The organism is Enterococcus canis NBRC 100695 (assembly GCF_001544375.1).
Classification (GTDB): Bacteria; Bacillota; Bacilli; order Lactobacillales; family Enterococcaceae; genus Enterococcus_H; species Enterococcus_H canis.
In genome coordinates this window covers 1-17,978 of sequence record NZ_BCQJ01000003.1, presented here as the reverse complement: position 1 = coordinate 17,978, position 17,978 = coordinate 1, and the positions used below count along the sequence as shown (strand labels likewise).

Annotated in this window: 19 protein-coding genes; 14 read left to right on the top strand and 5 right to left on the bottom strand. The window is 43.3% G+C overall.

Annotated elements, in window-relative coordinates:
• Positions 1 to 19 precede the first annotated feature (19 nt).
• The 4 genes from ECA01S_RS05410 to ECA01S_RS05395 all read left to right on the top strand — a co-directional run bounded on the left by ECA01S_RS05410 (position 20) and on the right by ECA01S_RS05395 (position 3,084).
• Positions 20 to 1,333 carry a bifunctional folylpolyglutamate synthase/dihydrofolate synthase gene (locus ECA01S_RS05410; RefSeq protein WP_067392311.1) on the top strand — a complete coding sequence of 438 codons (1,314 nt, stop codon included), beginning with the start codon at positions 20 to 22 and terminating at the stop codon, positions 1,331 to 1,333.
• Positions 1,323 to 1,976, top strand: coding sequence for an HAD family hydrolase (locus tag ECA01S_RS05405; protein WP_067392308.1), 654 nt, complete (start codon positions 1,323 to 1,325; stop codon positions 1,974 to 1,976). Before ECA01S_RS05410 ends, ECA01S_RS05405 begins: the two co-directional genes overlap by 11 nt.
• Before the next feature lie 51 nt (positions 1,977 to 2,027).
• On the top strand, positions 2,028 to 2,711 hold the full coding sequence (gene radC, locus ECA01S_RS05400) for a RadC family protein (protein ID WP_067392306.1): 684 nt from the start codon (positions 2,028 to 2,030) through the stop codon (positions 2,709 to 2,711).
• Positions 2,712 to 2,883: 172 nt separating this feature from the next.
• Complete coding sequence (locus tag ECA01S_RS05395) at positions 2,884 to 3,084, top strand: cold-shock protein (protein WP_067392303.1); 201 nt, start codon at positions 2,884 to 2,886, stop codon at positions 3,082 to 3,084.
• A 22-nt stretch (positions 3,085 to 3,106) separates the two neighbouring features.
• On the opposite strand, the gene ECA01S_RS05390 is transcribed toward ECA01S_RS05395, so the two are convergent.
• Positions 3,107 to 3,316, bottom strand: a complete 210-nt coding sequence (locus ECA01S_RS05390; protein ID WP_067392301.1) for a hypothetical protein — start codon at positions 3,314 to 3,316, stop codon at positions 3,107 to 3,109.
• Positions 3,317 to 3,360: 44 nt separating this feature from the next.
• On the opposite strand from ECA01S_RS05390, the gene ECA01S_RS05385 reads away from it, so the two are divergent.
• Complete coding sequence (locus tag ECA01S_RS05385) at positions 3,361 to 3,882, top strand: histidine phosphatase family protein (protein ID WP_067392299.1); 522 nt, start codon at positions 3,361 to 3,363, stop codon at positions 3,880 to 3,882.
• 212 nt (positions 3,883 to 4,094) lie between these two features.
• On the opposite strand, the gene rnjA is transcribed toward ECA01S_RS05385, so the two are convergent.
• Together rnjA and ECA01S_RS05375 are read right to left on the bottom strand one after the other, a co-directional pair.
• Positions 4,095 to 5,774 carry a ribonuclease J1 gene (rnjA, locus tag ECA01S_RS05380; protein WP_067392298.1) on the bottom strand — a complete coding sequence of 560 codons (1,680 nt, stop codon included), beginning with the start codon at positions 5,772 to 5,774 and terminating at the stop codon, positions 4,095 to 4,097.
• Between the two features lies 1 nt (position 5,775).
• A complete protein-coding gene (locus ECA01S_RS05375) occupies positions 5,776 to 5,988 on the bottom strand; it encodes a DNA-directed RNA polymerase subunit epsilon (protein ID WP_067392295.1) in 213 nt (70 codons plus the stop codon).
• A 336-nt stretch (positions 5,989 to 6,324) separates the two neighbouring features.
• On the opposite strand from ECA01S_RS05375, the gene ECA01S_RS05370 reads away from it, so the two are divergent.
• From ECA01S_RS05370 to ECA01S_RS05355, 4 genes are all read left to right on the top strand, one after another.
• On the top strand, positions 6,325 to 8,052 hold the full coding sequence (locus ECA01S_RS05370) for an ABC transporter ATP-binding protein (protein WP_067392292.1): 1,728 nt from the start codon (positions 6,325 to 6,327) through the stop codon (positions 8,050 to 8,052).
• On the top strand, positions 8,049 to 9,818 hold the full coding sequence (locus ECA01S_RS05365) for an ABC transporter ATP-binding protein (protein ID WP_067392291.1): 1,770 nt from the start codon (positions 8,049 to 8,051) through the stop codon (positions 9,816 to 9,818). The genes ECA01S_RS05370 and ECA01S_RS05365 overlap by 4 nt, the downstream gene beginning before the upstream one ends.
• 177 nt (positions 9,819 to 9,995) lie before the next feature.
• Positions 9,996 to 10,469, top strand: coding sequence for a gamma carbonic anhydrase family protein (locus ECA01S_RS05360; protein WP_067392288.1), 474 nt, complete (start codon positions 9,996 to 9,998; stop codon positions 10,467 to 10,469).
• Between the two features lie 5 nt (positions 10,470 to 10,474).
• Complete coding sequence (locus tag ECA01S_RS05355; RefSeq protein ID WP_067392286.1) at positions 10,475 to 11,719, top strand: aminoacyltransferase; 1,245 nt, start codon at positions 10,475 to 10,477, stop codon at positions 11,717 to 11,719.
• A gap of 96 nt (positions 11,720 to 11,815) precedes the next feature.
• On the opposite strand, the gene ECA01S_RS05350 is transcribed toward ECA01S_RS05355, so the two are convergent.
• The gene (locus tag ECA01S_RS05350; protein WP_067392283.1) at positions 11,816 to 13,021 is read right to left on the bottom strand and encodes an aminoacyltransferase; all 1,206 of its coding nucleotides are present in this window, start codon (positions 13,019 to 13,021) and stop codon (positions 11,816 to 11,818) included.
• A gap of 176 nt (positions 13,022 to 13,197) precedes the next feature.
• Between ECA01S_RS05350 and tsaB the strand changes: the two genes are divergently transcribed.
• From tsaB to tsaD, 4 genes are read left to right on the top strand one after another with little or no spacing between them, the layout of a single operon-like run.
• The gene (gene tsaB, locus ECA01S_RS05345; RefSeq protein WP_067392280.1) at positions 13,198 to 13,914 is read left to right on the top strand and encodes a tRNA (adenosine(37)-N6)-threonylcarbamoyltransferase complex dimerization subunit type 1 TsaB; all 717 of its coding nucleotides are present in this window, start codon (positions 13,198 to 13,200) and stop codon (positions 13,912 to 13,914) included.
• A complete protein-coding gene (gene rimI / locus ECA01S_RS05340; RefSeq protein WP_067392277.1) occupies positions 13,898 to 14,449 on the top strand; it encodes a ribosomal protein S18-alanine N-acetyltransferase in 552 nt (183 codons plus the stop codon). The genes tsaB and rimI (ECA01S_RS05340) overlap by 17 nt, the downstream gene beginning before the upstream one ends.
• 4 nt (positions 14,450 to 14,453) lie before the next feature.
• On the top strand, positions 14,454 to 14,894 hold the full coding sequence (gene rimI / locus ECA01S_RS05335) for a ribosomal protein S18-alanine N-acetyltransferase (protein WP_067392275.1): 441 nt from the start codon (positions 14,454 to 14,456) through the stop codon (positions 14,892 to 14,894).
• Positions 14,895 to 15,911 carry a tRNA (adenosine(37)-N6)-threonylcarbamoyltransferase complex transferase subunit TsaD gene (gene tsaD, locus ECA01S_RS05330; RefSeq protein WP_067392274.1) on the top strand — a complete coding sequence of 339 codons (1,017 nt, stop codon included), beginning with the start codon at positions 14,895 to 14,897 and terminating at the stop codon, positions 15,909 to 15,911. It begins immediately after the preceding gene.
• A gap of 51 nt (positions 15,912 to 15,962) precedes the next feature.
• Here tsaD and ECA01S_RS05325 read toward each other — a convergent pair whose 3' ends face one another.
• Complete coding sequence (locus ECA01S_RS05325; RefSeq protein WP_067392272.1) at positions 15,963 to 16,865, bottom strand: metallophosphoesterase; 903 nt, start codon at positions 16,863 to 16,865, stop codon at positions 15,963 to 15,965.
• A 223-nt stretch (positions 16,866 to 17,088) separates the two neighbouring features.
• Here ECA01S_RS05325 and rpsB point away from each other — a divergent pair, with 223 nt between their 5' ends.
• The gene (gene rpsB / locus ECA01S_RS05320; RefSeq protein ID WP_067392269.1) at positions 17,089 to 17,910 is read left to right on the top strand and encodes a 30S ribosomal protein S2; all 822 of its coding nucleotides are present in this window, start codon (positions 17,089 to 17,091) and stop codon (positions 17,908 to 17,910) included.
• Positions 17,911 to 17,978 lie beyond the last annotated feature (68 nt).

The following is a 17,978-nucleotide window of genomic DNA, read 5'->3' as shown; positions in this document are numbered from 1 at the left end:
GAAGTGGGAGTTGAGAAATATGACAATCGAAGAAGCAATTGAATGGATCCACAGCCGGCTGCCTTTTGGTTCAAGACCAGGTCTAGAACGGGTCCAAGCACTGTTAAAAAAGATAAATGATCCCCAAGAAAAAGTGACAACCATCCACATTGCCGGTACCAACGGTAAAGGTTCCACGGTTACCTATTTACGTTGCTTGCTGCAAGAACTAGGACTGAAGGTGGGAACTTTTACCTCGCCTTATATTGAAAGTTTTAATGAACGCATCGCCATCAATGGCCGAGCCATCGAGGATCGTCAATTAATCCAGCTTGTGGAGAAGTTTCAGCCACTAGTAAATGACTTGGACCAAGTACCAGCTGTTGCGGGAATTACCGAGTTTGAAACCTTAACGGCGATGGCCTTTGATCACTTTTTGCAAGAAAAAATCGATGTTGCCATCATTGAAGTTGGACTAGGGGGCTTGCTGGATAGTACTAATGTTGTAGCGCCGATTCTGACAGGTATTACGACGATTGGCATGGATCACACTGAAATTTTAGGGGATACGATTGAAGCCATTGCCCAACAAAAAGCTGGCATTATTAAGCCAGAGATTCCAGTAGTTACCGGTAATATCGTTGAACCGGCCTTAGCTGTCATCCAAGAACAAGCGGTAAAAATGAATAGTCCAATTTATAAGTATGGTGTGGATTACGAAACGCATTATTTGCACCCTGACGAAGAGTGGGGCGAAGTCTTTGATTTTGCCAATGAAGCAGGCAAGCTCAAGCATTTAAAAATTCCGTTGTTAGGTGAACATCAGACGGAAAATGCCGGCATGGCGATTGAGCTGTTTTTTGTCTTTTGTCAATTACAAGGGATTCGCGAGCCGCAACGAGTGATTGCTAGCGGCTTAATGCAAGCATTTTGGCCAGCCAGAATGGAGCGCGTTTCAGAAGAACCACTAGTGATTTTGGATGGGGCCCACAATGACCATGCCATGCGGCGCTTAGTCCAAAATGTGAAGAAGGAATTCAAAGGCCGCCGAATTTATTTTCTATTTTCCGCTATTCGCACGAAAAATATCCATGAGATGGTCGAGCTATTAAAGCAAATTCCTCGCTCACGGCGTTATTTGACGACGTTCGCCTATCCGAAGGCCGTGGATCTTGCAGACTTGCGGGATCTGGAAGATGAGGAAACAACGATCGTTTCATTATGGCAGTTTGGCTTAGCCGAAATTCTAGAAAAGATGGAACCAGATGATGTGTTGATTATCACTGGATCCTTGTATTTTGTATCGCAAGTGCGAGAACTATTAGGAGAACTGGGAGGTAACAATGGAGCTTAAGGGTGTAATTTTTGATATGGATGGTCTGATTTTTGATACGGAAAAATTGTATTATGAAGAAACACAAAAAGTGGCGGATGCCATGTCCTTCCCCTATGATTTAGATTTGTATTTGCGTTTTCTGGGTGTTTCTGATGCGGAAATGTGGGAAGAATACCATGTGATTTATCGTGATTTTGGTGCGGATAAAGTGCGAGAATTTATCGAACGAGGACATGAAGCCATCAAAGACCGTTTTATTGCAGGTGATGTTCAACTGAAACCAGGCGTTTTGACCATGTTAGATTATTTGGACGACTTAGGCGTTAACCGAGTAGTAGCGTCTAGTAATAACCGACCGGTTATTGAGCATTTGTTAGATCAAGCGGGAATTGCGCATCGTTTTAACGAGATTGTCTCAGCTGAAAATGTGGTTCGAGCCAAACCGGATCCGCAGATTTTTATCGAAGCTATAAACATCATGGCCAGTGAACCACAAACAACCTTAGTCCTGGAAGATTCCTTAAATGGTATCAAAGCAGGTCATGCGGCGGGGATTCCGGTTTTCTTAGTACCAGATTTATTGCCACCAACGGCAGAAATGAAAGCCAAAGCAGATCGTATTTTTACCTCTTTAGCAGAGATTCCTGCTTACTTAGGCTAACGAAAAGACCCAGTCATTGCGTAACTACTTGGTGAAAGGAGTAGATTTGCGATGAATGGGTCTTTTGTGAAAGAAGTACCAGCTAGCTCGCTACCACGGGAACGTTTAGTCGTGTTTGGCGAGAGAGCACTGTCGGATCAGGAGCTATTGGCGATTTTGTTACGAACAGGAACAAAGGAGCGAAATGTATTAGAGCTGGCGCGCGACTGTCTTTGCCACTTTGAAAATCTGTATCAATTAAAAAAAGCCACCTTGGAAGAAATCCAGGAGGTTGTGGGGATTGGCCAGATTAAAGCTATCGAGATAATGGCTGCGATTGAATTGGGCCGCCGCTTGTATACTGCTGGTGTGGTTAAAAATGGTCGGATTACTTCGAGTTTTGAATTAGCCCAGCAATTGATTGCCGAGCTGAAGGATCATGAACAGGAACATCTGCTAGTTCTATATCTGAATACTAAAAATGAAGTTATTAAACGAGCGGAATTATTCATTGGGTCATTAAACCAAAGTGTTGCGCATCCGCGCGAGATTTTCAAATTAGCCGTTAAATTATCGGCAGCTAGACTAATTGTTGTCCACAATCATCCCTCCGGTAATCCGCATCCCTCTGAGCATGATGTCGAATTTACCAAACGTTTGGTAAAATGTGGTGAATTAATGGGAATCCAAGTATTGGACCATGTTATTACTGGCTTTGATAGTTATGTTAGCTTGCGAGAAGAAGGGGTGATCTAGGGGGGATTTCTTGCAATCATCTTGGGGGTAGAGTACAATATATGTGTAATTTTGTTAGGGCTTCATAAGAAAAGATCCAGAACCGCTGTTTTCGGAACATCGTCATCTTTTTTTATTCACTCAGCAACAATTACGAACAGAAAATGCGCAAGACGCATGAGGAGGAAGAAAGATGGAAAACGGAACAGTAAAATGGTTTAACGCAGAAAAAGGTTTTGGCTTTATCCAACGTGAAGATGGTAGCGATGTATTCGTACATTTCTCTGCAATCAATGGTGACGGCTTCAAGACTTTAGAAGAAGGTCAAGCAGTAACTTTTGACGTAGAAGATTCAGACCGCGGACCTCAAGCAACTAACGTTGAAAAACAATAAGAAATAAAGTAGCGCCTCAGCTTTAGCTGAGACGCTCTTTTTTTATCAACCGGTCATACTCCGCTGATAGTTCTTGGGTTAATAAGTCTTTTAAAGAAGCCTCAAATTGCTTAGCTGTTTTACGATTGGCAAACTTACCTTTGATCTTTGTCTTCTTCGTTTTTAATTTTACTTTGGTTCCTTTACGCTTTAAAACCTCTGCAATAACCTCATCAATCAATTGTTGTTTCATTGTAACCACTCCTTTAGGATAGTGTACTAGAAAGAAGGGAAAAAATGAATGTTTATTTCGTTCGTCATGGCGAGCCAGATTTTGAGCCGGTCAACCAAGCAGGCTATGTAGGCTATGGTCGTGATTTAAGTGGCTTAACAGCCGCTGGTAGAAAAGATGCTCAGAAAAAAGCACAGGATGCCCGCTTAGCAAAGGCAACGTTAGTCTTAAGCTCACCCTATACACGGGCATTAGAAACAGCACATTATTTTGCGGAAGGACGTCAGCTAGTGGTTGAACTGGGCTTACATGAATGGCGTCCAGATAAGACGGGAAGACAGTTGACCTCTGGAGCAGAGGCTGTAGCCGCCTTTGAGCAATACTCATTAACGCCTGAACAGGTTCCGGCAGATTTTTTTATGACTTATGAAACCCGTCAAGAAATAGTGGCACGGGTAGAGGATACGTTGGCTCGTTATCAACAATACGAGCAGGTGATCGTGGTAACCCATGGCATTGTCATTCGAACCATGACTGGTCGCAAAGGACCGATTGAATACTGCGAGATTGTTGAATGGCATAACTAGAAAGTTAGGACAGGGGCTAATTGCGAGACCAGGTAGGTACTTTTCATCCTCAACTCTACCTGAGGCAATCGTTGTGATTGAAGGAGGCTAGTTCTGCTTAGCAAAGCTTAGCAGTAACTGTATGCGTATAGCTATTGCTCCTGCTTCCCCCGTTTATTTGGATATGAAAAGACTGGAACCTAACTTTTTGAGTTAGGTTCCAGTCTTTTTTTCTACATATTATCCGGTGTCATCAACATAGGTAAAATCATTGGATGACGTTCAGTTTGTTCAAATAAGAATGGTTGTAAAGCGCCTGTCATGGCATCGCGTAACTTGGCTTCCGTACAATTTTCTTGCTTCAAAGCATCACGCAAAGCATTGAAAAGGATCTTTTGTGCTTCATAAATCATTTCACCTGATTCACGCATGTAAATAAAACCACGGGATAAGATGTCTGGACCCGCCAAGACTTCTTTGGTTTCCAAGTTAACGGTAGCCACCGCTAGCACCAAACCTTCTTCAGAAAGAATTCGACGATCACGTAAGACCACGTTGCCGATATCGCCAATCCCACTACCATCCACATAAACATCGCCGGCATTGAAATGCCCTGCCCGGCGCGCACTATCTGCAGTTAAGGCTAAGACATCACCGTTTTCCATAATAAAACAGTTTTCAGCTGGAATACCAATATCTTGTGCCAAGGTAGCATGGATTTTTTGCATCCGAAATTCACCATGGACCGGCATAAAGAATTTTGGTTTCATCAAGCGCAACATCAATTTTTGCTCTTCTTGGCCACCGTGACCAGAAGTATGGACGTTGTTGATTTTACCATGAATCACTTCAGCGCCAGCTTCAGATAGCAAATTAATCAAATGATTGACACTCGTAGTGTTTCCGGGAATTGGTGAGCTAGAGAAGACCACGGTATCGCCGGGTTGAATCGAGATTTGTCGGTGGGTTCCGTTAGCAATCCGACTTAAAGCAGCCATCGGTTCACCTTGAGAACCGGTACAAAGAATCATGACTTCATTAGCCGGGAGCTGATTCAACTCATGAGCGTCCACAAAGGTTCCCTTAGGTACATTGATGTAGCCTAATTCTTGACCATTTACAATGGCGTTTTCCATGCTACGACCGAAAACAGCAATTTTACGTCCAGTTTGAACCGCGGCATCGGCGGCTTGTTGTAAACGATAAATATTTGAAGCAAAACTAGCAAAGATGATGCGACCTTCAATTTTTTCAAAGATTTTTGAAATTGAGCGACCAATCACTTTTTCAGACTTAGTAAAAGTGGGGATTTCAGCATTGGTACTATCAGATAAGAGGCATAAGACGCCTTCTTCACCGATACGGGCCATTTTGTGTAAGTCCGCCGGTTCTCCTACTGGTGTGAAGTCAAATTTAAAGTCCCCCGTACAAACGATGTTGCCTGGTGGTGTTTTGACGACGATTCCTAAAGGATTAGGAATACTGTGGGTCGTGCGGAAAAAGCTTACGGAAGTTTTTCGGAAACGAATCACCGAATCTTCATTGATTTCATGCAATTCTGCATCCCGTAGTAAACCATGCTCATCCAGTTTATTTCGAATCAAAGCCATGGCTAAAGGACCGGCATAAATTGGCACATTTAATTGACGCAAGAGGTAAGGCACACCACCAATATGGTCTTCGTGACCGTGGGTGATGACTAAGGCTTTGACCTTTTGCGCATTTTGGACCAAGTAACTGTAATCTGGGATGACATAATCGATCCCTAATAAATCGTCTTCCGGAAATTTGATTCCAGCATCGACTACGATGATCTCATCTTGGAATTGTACCCCATACGTATTTTTTCCGATCTCACCGAGTCCGCCAATCGCAAAAACAGCTGTTTCATTATTGCGTATGGAAAGTTTCATCTTAATACTCCGTCAATTTATAGTCGGCATTTTCTTGTTCATACGCAAGATGGTTGCCTTCTAATAATTGAATAAACTCGATATTGTATGGGGTGTTGGTTTCGACTAAGTGTCGAGCGGCAACTTCGCTTTCAGCATCAATATAAAGTGATTGTGTTTCCTCGCGCTTAGGATTGCGCACTTTTGTTTCTTGATAATAGACTTTGTAGATCATGTTCATTTCTCCTTCAATTCAATGTAGATTTTTAGAAAACCAAGTTTTCTTGAATCGTTTTTAAACACAACAAAACAGGGTGAAATCTTCACCCGTTTCATCAAAAACGGCTAGTTATTGATGAATAAGGAGCCTGCTGCCCCTTGGTCATGTGATTATCGAGCCTTCATCCGTCCGTGTGTTGTGTATAACAACAAGTATGTTCATTTTAGCATAGTTTCTGAAAGAAGTATAGAAAACGGCTGAGGGCTTTTTCAAGTAAAAAGGAAAAAAGGTTTTCCTTCATTTTTGGCTATGATATAGTGAAAAGTGACGAAAAAATAAGGGGGCGTTTAAATGAAATTAATGCTGCAGTATACAATGCGCTATAAAAAGCTGCTACTTTTTGACTTTTTATGTGTGTTTGGGTTCATTTTAATTGAACTGGGTCTGCCGACTTTACTGGCACGCATGATTGACGTGGGTATCGTCAATCAAGACTTTGAATATGTCAAAATGATGGGAATTTGGATGATCGTGATTACGGCTGTCGGAATTACCATGAATATTTTGTTGGGTTATTTTGGGGCACGTATCACTACGAATATCGTTCGGGATATTCGCGATGATATGTTTGCTAAGGTCCAAACCTTCACCCATCAAAATTATGAACAGGTTGGGGTTTCTTCTTTGATTACCCGGACAACTAACGATGCGTTCCAAATCATGTTATTTATGGGACAAATTTTACGGTTAGGCTTCATGACGCCTATGATGTTTATTGTTAGCTTATACATGGTCTTTCGGACCAGTCCGTCATTATCCCTCTATGTGTTAGGGGCCTTGCCGGTGTTACTATTAAGTGTTGTAGTGATTGCCAAAATTTCAGATCCATTGTCAACGAAACAACAGAAAAACCTTGATGGTATCAACTTGATTTTGCGGGAAAACCTTTCAGGGTTACGTGTTATTCGAGCTTTCGTTAATGAAAAATTTGAAGAACGACGCTTTAAAAACGTTAATGAAGAATATGCCAGCAGTTCTAAAAGTTTATTTCGGTTGATGGCCGCAGCGCAACCTGGCTTTTTCTTCTTATTCAATATCGTCATGGTGCTGATTATCTGGAGTGGTACGGTTCAAATCAGTGCTGGCGACTTACTGGTAGGGGATTTGATTGCCTTTATTGAATACATTTTCCACGCACTCTTTTCCTTTATGATGTTTGCTAGTGTCTTTATGATGTATCCACGGGCGGCAGTATCAGCCCGCCGTATCCAAGAAATTTTTGATATGCAACCAGAAATCGTAGAGCAAGCCGGTGTTACAGAAACCGCAACACGGGGAGTACTGGAATTCAAAGATGTGACCTTTGCTTATCCGGGACATGCCGAAACGCCGGTGATTCGTGATGTCAGTTTTGCTGCCAAACCAGGTGAAACGATTGCCTTTATCGGAAGTACTGGTAGCGGTAAGTCCACGTTGATTCAATTGATTCCGCGTTTTTATGATGTATCACAAGGAGCCATTTTGCTTGATGGTGTAGATGTGCGGGATTATGAATTGAAGGCACTACGAGAAAAAATCGGCTATATTCCGCAAAAAGCTTTGCTCTTTACGGGAACGATTCGCGACAATCTGCTATACGGCAAGAAAGACGCGACAGAGGCCGAGATGTGGGAAGCGCTAGATATTGCCCAGGCCTCAGAATTTGTGAAACAAAAACCTGATCAATTAGATGAGCTCTTGTCAGAAGGGGGTACCAATTTTTCTGGTGGCCAAAAACAACGCTTGGCTATTGCCCGGGCTGTCATTCGCAAACCGGCCTTGTACATTTTTGATGATAGTTTTTCAGCATTGGATTATCAAACGGACGCGAAATTACGGGCTCGTTTAAAGAAGGAAACCCGGGAGTCAACGGTAATGATCGTGGCACAGCGGGTTGGTACGATTATGCATGCTGACCGGATTGTCGTTCTGAATGAAGGCAATGTCGTTGGAATTGGCACACACCGCGAATTACTAGCTACTTGCCCGATTTATTATGATATCGCGGCTTCACAATTATCGAAGGAGGAATTAGCATGAAAAACGCTTTTGCTTCCATTAAACGGCTAGGACATTATATCCAGCCTTACCGAGGAACCTTTATCCTCGTGATTATTTTTACCGTGTTAACAGTCGGTTTTAATGCCGCTATGCCTTATGTTTCTGGGTTGCCAACAACGGAAATTGCCAAAAATATCGCCGAGGGTCAAGCAATCAATTTTGATTATGTTTTCCAATGTTTGATTTGGATTTTAATCGTGGGGGTTGGTTATTGTGTGGCCCAACTAGCTTCAGGGTTACTAGTTACCAAGGTGGTCCAAAATGCTATGCGCGATTTGCGTCGGGATATTGATGAAAAAATCAATCGTCTGCCGGTCTCTTACTTTGACCGCAACCAGCAAGGCAATATTTTATCCCGAGTTACCAACGACGTGGATGCGGTAAGTAATGCCATGCAGCAAAGCTTCATTGCAATCGTAACGGCTCTATTGGGAATCGTGATGGCGGTGGCGATGATGTTTTATATTAATAGTATGATGGCCTTGTTATCCTTGATTATGATCCCAGCTTCTTTGATCATTAGTCGAACAATCGTCCATATCTCGCAAAAATATTTTCAAGGGCAACAAAATGCTTTAGGTGATTTGAATGGCTTTGTACAAGAAAATATGACTGGCTTTAGCGTGTTGAAGCTATATGGTCGCGAGCAAGAAACCTTGCAAGGCTTTAAACAAGTCAACCACCACTTGCAGAGCTTTGGTTTCAAAGCAGCCTTTATTTCGGGCTTGATGATGCCGTTAGTTCAGCTGACTGCCTACAGTACCTATATCGGCATGGCTGTTCTAGGAAGCTATTACGTGATTCACTCGGTGATTGTAGTAGGGCAATTACAAGCCTTTATTCAATACATTTGGCAAGTCAGCCAGCCAATGGGACAAATCACGCAGCTATCCTCGGTCTTACAAAGTGCCTCAGCGGCGACGAAGCGCGTGTTTGAGATTCTCGATGAACCGGAAGAAATTTTAAATGAGACAGATATTCCGCTGCCAGAAAAGGTCGAAGGCAATGTGACTTTCCAGCATGTCTCTTTCAGCTATGATCCTAAAAAACCATTGATTCAGGATTTGAACTTTAGTGTTAAAGCCGGTCAAACAGTGGCAATTGTTGGACCAACTGGCGCTGGTAAGACGACGTTAATTAACCTCTTGATGCGTTTCTATGATGTCAATGAAGGAGCAATCAAAATCGACGGCATTGATACGAAACAAATGAAGCGTAGTGATGTTCGTTCCCAATTTGGGATGGTCTTGCAAGATGCGTGGCTTTATCAAGGAACCATCATGGAAAATATTCGTTTTGGGAATCTTGAGGCCACAGATTACGAAGTCGTCGACGCTGCTAAAACGGCCAATGTCGATCACTTTATCCGGACGATGCCCGATGGCTATGAAATGGCAATCAATGCTGAAGGCGACAATGTTTCCCTAGGGCAAAAGCAGTTATTAACGATTGCGCGGGCCATTGTTTCTGATCCTAAAATCTTGATTTTAGACGAAGCGACTAGTTCGGTGGATACTCGTTTGGAAGGCTTGATCCAAAAAGCGATGGAACGGGTCATGCAAGGCCGTACCAGCTTCGTGATTGCGCACCGGCTCTCTACGATTCGCGACGCAGATTTGATTTTAGTTATGAATCAAGGGCAAATCATTGAACAAGGGACGCACGAAAGCTTATTAGCTCAAGGCGGTTTTTATGAAAAACTATATAATAGTCAGTTCGCTGAAGAAGGCGATTATGACGCTTAGAATTGAGAGACTGGGGCATACCGCAAAAAGTTATGTCCCAGTCTTTTTCTATCCGGATAGACACTTCTTTCACAGCCTTTTTTGCTTATAAATGCTAAAACTTTTTAAAAAAATTTTGTCGTCATGCTTTTTGCAGTCAGTTATACTATAATGAAACAGTTGAGGAGCGTGACGAAAATGAGTTATTGGCAAGCAGAAAATGTTGATTTGATTGGTGACGTGACGCTAGGTACGGATGTCAATATTTGGTATCAGAGTGTTCTGCGTGGCGATAATGCCCCTATTACGATTGGCACTGCTACGAATATTCAAGATGGTACCGTTATCCACGTGGATGAGGACGCGCCAGTCAAGATTGGCGACTATGTAACAGTGGGGCATTTGTGCTTACTACATGGTTGTCGGATTGAGAATGGTGCCTTGATTGGCATGGGGAGTTTAGTTATGAATCACGCCGTCGTGGAAGAAAATGCTATGGTGGGGGCGGGTTCTTTAGTCACAGAAGGCCAAGTGATTCCAGCCGGTATGCTGGCGTTCGGCCGACCAGCCAGAGTGATTCGACCGCTAACTGCAGCTGAAATCGCTAAAAATCGGGCAAATGCCGAACATTATGTAGTGCACGCACAAAAGCAATTACGACAGGAGAGATAATCAGAATGGCCGAATTTGGTAAAATTTCTGAAGCAGAATTTCAAACATTTTCCCGGGAACAGGCGCTGGGAAACTTTTTACAAACAACAGCGATGGGACATTTAAGACAAGATCGCGGTTGGCAAAGTGAGTATGTTGCACTAAAAAAGGACGGCGCGATTTTGGCGGCGGCTTTATTGAGTAGTACTAAGATTCGCTTTGGCCGCTATTACGAAATCAATGGCGGTCCGCTCTTAGACTTCCATGATGCGACCCTTTTAGCGGAGTTCTTTCAGGCAGTCAAAAGCTATGTGAAACAGCAGGGCGGTCTTTATTTAACGATTGTACCGAATTTTGTTTACCAAAAGCGCGATGATATGGGAACGCCTATTGCCCCTGCTGAAACGAAAGCTTTTCAGCAGCTGCAACAATTAGGCTTCAAGCATCACGGCTTTACGGTGGGCAATCATAATGAAACACCACGCTGGATGTTTGTCAAAGACTTGGCTGGTATGGATGAGCAAGCATTGTGGGCTTCTTACAGCAAATCTGCCCAGTACTCCATTAAGAAAACCAAAGAATTTGGTATCACTTTACGGCAGTTGACCTATGAAGAATTACCTTTATTTAAAGAAATCACGGAACACACTAGTGAACGCCGCGCCTTTCAAGATAAAGATTTGGCCTACTATCAATCATTATTCCAAGAGTTTGGCGACCAAGCGCGGTTTATGGTGGCAGAGATCGATTTTGATACTTATATTGCTAATTTGGAAACAAAAAAGCAGGCGCTGGCAGAACGTTTGGCCGATATTGATGCTGATTTAGCCAAAAATCCTAATAGCCGTAAACGTCGTAATCAAAAACGTGAATTTGAAGACGAACGGCAAACCTTCGTGAAACGAATTGCAGAAGCTAAAGAATTACGCACTGGCCCTGGTCCGGTCGTTTTGGCTGGTTCACTGTTTATTTTACAACCACAAGAAGTAGTCTACCTATTTAGTGGTTCATATGACCAGTACAAGAAATTTTATGCGCCTTATTTACTGCAAGATGATATTATGCGGACGGCGGTAGCTGCGGGAATCCCTAAATATAATTTTTACGGGGTTAGTGGTGAGTTTGACGGGCACGATGGAGTCTTGAAGTTCAAGCAGTCTTTTAGCGGGTATACCGAAGAGATGATTGGAACTTTCGATTTGATCGTGCAACCTTTAAAATATCAAATTTATCAAACGTTACGTGGTTTGGTAGATAAAGTTCGCGGATAGACAATCCAAAAAGCGTCACAGTTTTCCCTACTAACAGGGTGACTGTGACGCTTTTCGCTTTGTCCAATTTAGCCGTTTAAGCAAGGCGTTCAACTGCTAGTGTTTTGCTTTGCGCAGCTTATAGGCGGTCTCACTTAAAGAGAAAAGAACTTTGTTGACGGGCAAGTCAAACTCGCCAATCAGTTCATTAATAGTAGGATTGAAATTTTGTTTAAACTGGATCAAGCCATCGTTTAAGCTGCCGTCCAAGCCGCCCATATTACAGCTAGTGCAGCCGCGGTCAAAGCAAGCTTGAATTGTATCGAACCAAGTCAAGTAAGCGGGCATATAGCGTTTGAAACGATCATCCATGCCAGCGTACAAAATCTCACTGGTAGAGCCGAAAGTTAGAGTCAAGGCACCGGCGACGGTTGCGATTGGTCCGTCAGTGGCAATCCGCTCTTCTAGTTCAGTCACTTCACGAGTCAAAGAGGCTAACAGTTCCTCTAAGTTATGGCGCTTTTTGGCGGCATTGGGTGGACAAGCGGCTAAATCTGCGGTTGCTTTATCAAAACGAGCTTTCGTCTCGTCATAAAGTTTTTGTTGGTCCAAACGAGCTAATGTGATAAAGGAATTATCAGGATACGTCGTTAGTAGTTTTTGGAAGTAATCGGCATTTCTCAAGGAAATATGCTTCCGTTCCGTAGTCGCAGCCATAATTTTAGCAAAGTCATTCACCGATTCGACGCCGACAAATTCGGTATACACGCCTTTTTTACGGGCAGTATTCAACCATTTACGCGTTTTCTTGCTTAGCTGCTCTTCACTAAAATCGGCTTGATAAATATTAGCTTGAAAACGCGGCTGAATAGTAGCGTCCATTGCCATGGTAAAGCCTTGATGTTTAGCACCAGCTTGCGCTAATGCTTCTAAGACCGCGGGAGCCTCTGGGTTAAGCAGCGGTTCTTCACCGACATGAAAATCATGGTAATGAACACCGGGATCCATTTTTAAAAAGAGCCCACGTTGTTTTTTACCATATTTTTTTAAGTTTGTTAGAAAAAATTGTACGAGCTCGGTATTTTGATAGTCCATGATAGGTCCCCGTGGGGTATACAACATGGTAAAGCCTAAGGGCAATCGTTTGATTAAAACTAGTGCTGAAGCGACTAGCTGGTCATTTTCATAGACCCCCACTAATTCGGAGCCCCAGTTGTCTTTAATTTTTACCCAAGCAGATGATTGCAACAAGGAGCATAATGGATGATTTGCTACAAATGCATCATGCGTTTTGGGGTCGATACCGATTTTAAATTGATACATGGTAGACATCCCTTCAATAGTCTGATTTAAACATTAATACAGTATAGCGGAAATAAGACGGTGTTTCAAATAAATCAGCCAGGCTTAAGCAAAAGTTTTACAGAAAATTTCCAAAAGTTTAACCGCATTCTAAAATGTGCTACAATAACGTCGACATCATAGAGGGAGAAATCAATATGCATATTTTAGCTATCGATACATCAAATGAACCATTGGCCTTAGCAGTTTGGGAAGATCATCAATTGTTAGGCCAATACCAAACAGCCAAAAATAAAAATCATAGTGTGACGTTGATGCCGGCTATCGATTTTTTAGTGAAGAATCTGGGACTAGTACCACAAGATTTTGATCGCTTTGTAGTGGCGCAAGGGCCAGGCTCTTATACCGGTCTACGTATTGGGGTGACTACGGGCAAAACGTTAGCCGATACCTTGAAAAAAGAACTTGTGGGAATCTCCAGCTTGGCCACTTTAGCTATGAACGGTCAGGGGGCGGAGTACATCGTGCCTTTGTTTGATGCTCGTCGGCAAAATGTGTATAGTGGCTTGTATCAGCCTACTGCAACAGGGGTAACCAACTTGTTACCAGACCAGCACGTTCCTTTAACTGAGTGGCTGCAGCAAATTGCTGCGGTTACGTCAGAACCGCTGTTTTTAGGTACCGCTGCGCAAACTTTTGCGCCAATCATTAAAGAAGTATTACCAAAAGCACGTTTCAGTGCAGAGCCGCTGCAAGATTTGCCTAACGGTTTTATGCTAGCTGAATTGGGCAGCTTTGCTGAACCAACGGACATCGCCTCTTTCTTACCCAATTATCTGAAACGAGTAGAGGCGGAAGAAAAATGGTTGGCAACTCACCACGAGGATACGACAAACTATGTGGAAAAAATTTAAGCAGGTACTGGCGGCCATCGGCTTCGTCCCAGCGGATTCGCCGCCTTTCAAAGCTAAAACCATCAAGATTGGCGAGCAGGAATTGGTGATTCGTGCGATTGAAGAGAATGATATTAAAGCGCTACTGGGAATTGAGCGTGAAGTCTATTTTGGCCAATTACCTTGGACAAAATCCGCCTTTTTGAGTGAACTGAATTCCCCACTTTTGCACCGCTATTTGCTGATTGAATCCCCTAAGCAAGTCTGGGGCTTTATCGGGTGTCGCGTTCGCGAAAAAGATTGTCATATCACCAACGTTGCCGTCAGCCCTAACCAGCAAGGTCAAGGTGTCGGCACTTACCTATTGGAAGAAGCCAAAAAATTTGCTATAATATGCGGCTGTGACACCATGTCCTTAGAAGTTCGCATTAATAATAACCAAGCGCAACGGCTCTACCGGAAGTTGGGCTTTGTCTCAAAAGCTATTAAACGCGGGTATTATACAGAGACCAATGAAGATGCGTTAGATATGCAACTCCAATTAAAAGAAGTGTGATGATATGAAAAAAAATGAGCAGCAGCTGGCAAAGCTGCTTTTTGAAATTAGTGAGCAGGCCTACCCGGAAGGCGCACCGTGGCATGAAAGGCAATTTTTGGCAGATTTACAGACGCCAACTGCTCACTACCTTTTCGTGACACGAGATTCAAAAATAGTTGGTTTTTTGAGTTATCAACTAGTCTTAGATGAGGCAGAGATCACCAATGTGGCTGTTTTACCAACACATCAAAAATTAGGCGTAGGGCAAGCTTTATTGGAACAATTTTTTGACGAGACCGCCGTTACAGTGAAGGAAGTTTTTCTGGAAGTTAGAAAATCCAACCTAGCGGCTCAACGTCTGTACCAAAAAAATGGCTTTGTTGAAATTGCCCAACGGCGTAATTATTATCAGCGTCCTTTGGAGGATGCCTTGATTTTTAAACTGAAACGAGGAGAAATTTAGATGGATACACTCATTTTAGCAGTTGAAAGTAGTTGTGATGAGACCAGCGTGGCAGTCGTCCGCAATGGTCATGAAATCTTAAGCAATATTGTCGCTTCGCAAATCAAAAGTCACCAACGCTTTGGCGGTGTGGTGCCAGAAGTGGCTAGCCGTCATCATGTAGAACAAATCACCATATGCTTAGATGAAGCTTTAGCGGAAGCAAAAGTAAGCGCAGCTGACTTGACGGCAGTAGCTGTCACCTTTGGTCCTGGTTTGGTAGGTTCCTTGTTGATTGGCATCACGGCTGCTAAAAGTTTTGCTTGGGCCCATGGGTTGCCCTTGATTCCAGTTAACCACATGGCTGGTCATATTTATGCTGCCCGTTTTGTTGCACCTTTAGAATTTCCTTTGATGGCCCTATTAGTCAGCGGGGGGCATACCGAATTAGTTTATATGGCCGAAGATGGCTCCTATGAGATTGTGGGAGAAACGCGGGACGATGCTGCTGGTGAGGCCTATGACAAAATCGGTCGAATTCTAGGATTACCTTACCCTAGCGGCAAAGAAATCGACCGCCTAGCCCATGAGGGTCAAGATAGCTATGGATTTCCACGGGCGATGCTTAAGGAAGATAATCTCGACTTCAGCTTTAGCGGATTGAAGAGTGCCGTAATCAATACGGTTCATAATGCAGAGCAACGTGGCGAAGTCTTAATTAAGGAAGACTTGGCAGCTAGTTTTCAAGCTAGTGTGGTAGAAGTCTTGGTGGCTAAAACCTTGCGGGCTTGTCAACAATATCCAGTGAAACAACTTATTGTGGCTGGCGGTGTGGCAGCCAATCAAGGCTTGCGGGAAAGTTTGACCACCGCTTTGGCCGAGGCTTTTCCAGAAATGAAACTGATTATTCCACCGCTATGCTTATGCGGTGACAATGCTGCCATGATTGGCGCAGCCGCTTATATTGAATGGCAAAAGCAAGCCCCAGCAGACTGGTCGCTGAACGCTGTTCCCGGCCTGAGCTTTAGTCATATGTAAATAACCAAAAACCACTTTGTAAAGCTTCTATAAGCTAGCAAAGTGGTTTTTTTAGTGATAAGGGATAATGGTCAGTGCTTGCTGGAACTCCTGCAGCATATGTGCACGACGAAAAGCCGTGAAGTCAGTCAAGTGGCGCATTTTTTGAAATCGGTGGGGAATATTTAACGGGTCATTCCAATCGTTTAAGCCCTTCAGCTCAGCAAAGTCATTTGTGAGCCGCCATTCTTTGATATAACCAAAAGGATGGCTGGCATAATTGATGCCAGCAACTTCTTGGTAGCCATAGCGTAGATGACTATGTCCAAAAACGACAGCCTGAATTCGGTCTTGATATTGTTGGAAAAGCTCGGCAAAACGTTGGCTGCCTAGATAAGCGGTCAACAAATCCCAACGCCCATTGTAGGCCCGGCTATAATTGACAAACGCATGATGGGGCACAAAATGCAACGCCAAAATCACTTGTTTATCCGTTTGCTCCAACTGGGTCGTTAACTTCTGCAAAATCATATCTGTAATCAAAGGGTCTGTTTCAGGGCGTTGGTAACGGCCATCAAACCAATAAACTCGTTTCATCGTCGCAAAATCTACAGTCTGGTCCGGTGCGAAGGAATAGTCGTACCAGCCATTAAAAGCTAAAAGCGCTGTTTGCGCGGATAGTGAGTAGGGTCGCAGATTGAGAAACCCTGGGTCTGGAAAAGCAATGCGCTCCTTTTCCGTCAATCTTAAATAGTCATGATTGCCCCAGTTGAAGGTAACAGGCAGCTTAGTCAGTCGTTGCAACTCATGGATGAAGGACAGACCAATCCGCTTGGCGTCATTACTAATGTCACCAGCTAGGTGGAGATGCGTCAAATCTTGGCTGCGTAAAAAACGCGCCAACAAAAAACGTTCGCCCTCTGTGATAGCGTTCAAATCAATATGCAGATCGCTCATGATGCCTAAACGATTCATGGAACCCCTCCTTCCGTTAAAAACAGTGTACCGCAATTTTTCTTTTGAGAGAATTTTTTTGTGTCGGATACTTGCGAAAATAGCCCTTTTCCGCTATACTAGCAAAGGTGTGAAAATATCACCAAATACCACATCTTGTCTGATGCGTGAAGAGGTGCTCCTAGGAGTTCTTCATACAGTAGAAGACAGGAGAGGAAAAAAACCAAACTGGAGGAAACAAAACATGGCAGTAATCTCAATGAAACAATTGCTAGAAGCCGGCGTACACTTTGGTCACCAAACTCGTCGCTGGAACCCAAAAATGAAGAAATATATCTTCACAGAACGTAACGGAATCTACATCATCGACTTGCAAAAAACAGTCAAATTAGTAGATGCAGCTTACGACTACATGAAAAATGTTGCTGAAGAAGGCGGCGTTGCTTTGTTCGTAGGAACAAAAAAACAAGCTCAAGAAGCAATTAAAGAAGAAGCAACTCGCGCTGGTCAATTCTACGTTAACCATCGTTGGTTAGGTGGTACGTTGACAAACTGGGATACTATCCAAAAACGTATCAGCCGCTTGAAACGCATCAACGCTATGGAAGCAGACGGCACTTTTGAAGTATTACCTAAAAAAGAAGTTGTTGGCTTAAACAAAGAACGTGAACGCTTAGAAAAATTCTTAGGCGGTATCGCTGATATGCCTCGTATTCCTGACGTGATCTACATCGTAGACCCACGTAAAGAACGTATCGCTGTTCAAGAAGCACACAAATTGAACATTCCGATCGTAGCGATGGTTGATACAAACTGTGATCCAGATGAAATCGACGTAGTGATTCCATCTAACGATGACGCGATCCGTGCCGTTAAATTGATCACTGCTAAAATGGCAGACGCATTTATCGAAGGTAACCAAGGTGAAGACCAAGTGGTGGAAGAAACTTTCGCAAACGCAGCTGACGAAGCAACTTCAATTGAAGAAATCGTAAACGTTGTGGAAGGCTCTGGCAGCCAATCTGTTGAAAAACAAGAAGCAGCTGACGCAGATACTGAAGCATAATTAAAGGAATGACGGAGCTGTCTCAAAAGCTAGGCTATGCCTCGAAACTCTTGAGACAGCTTTTTTTG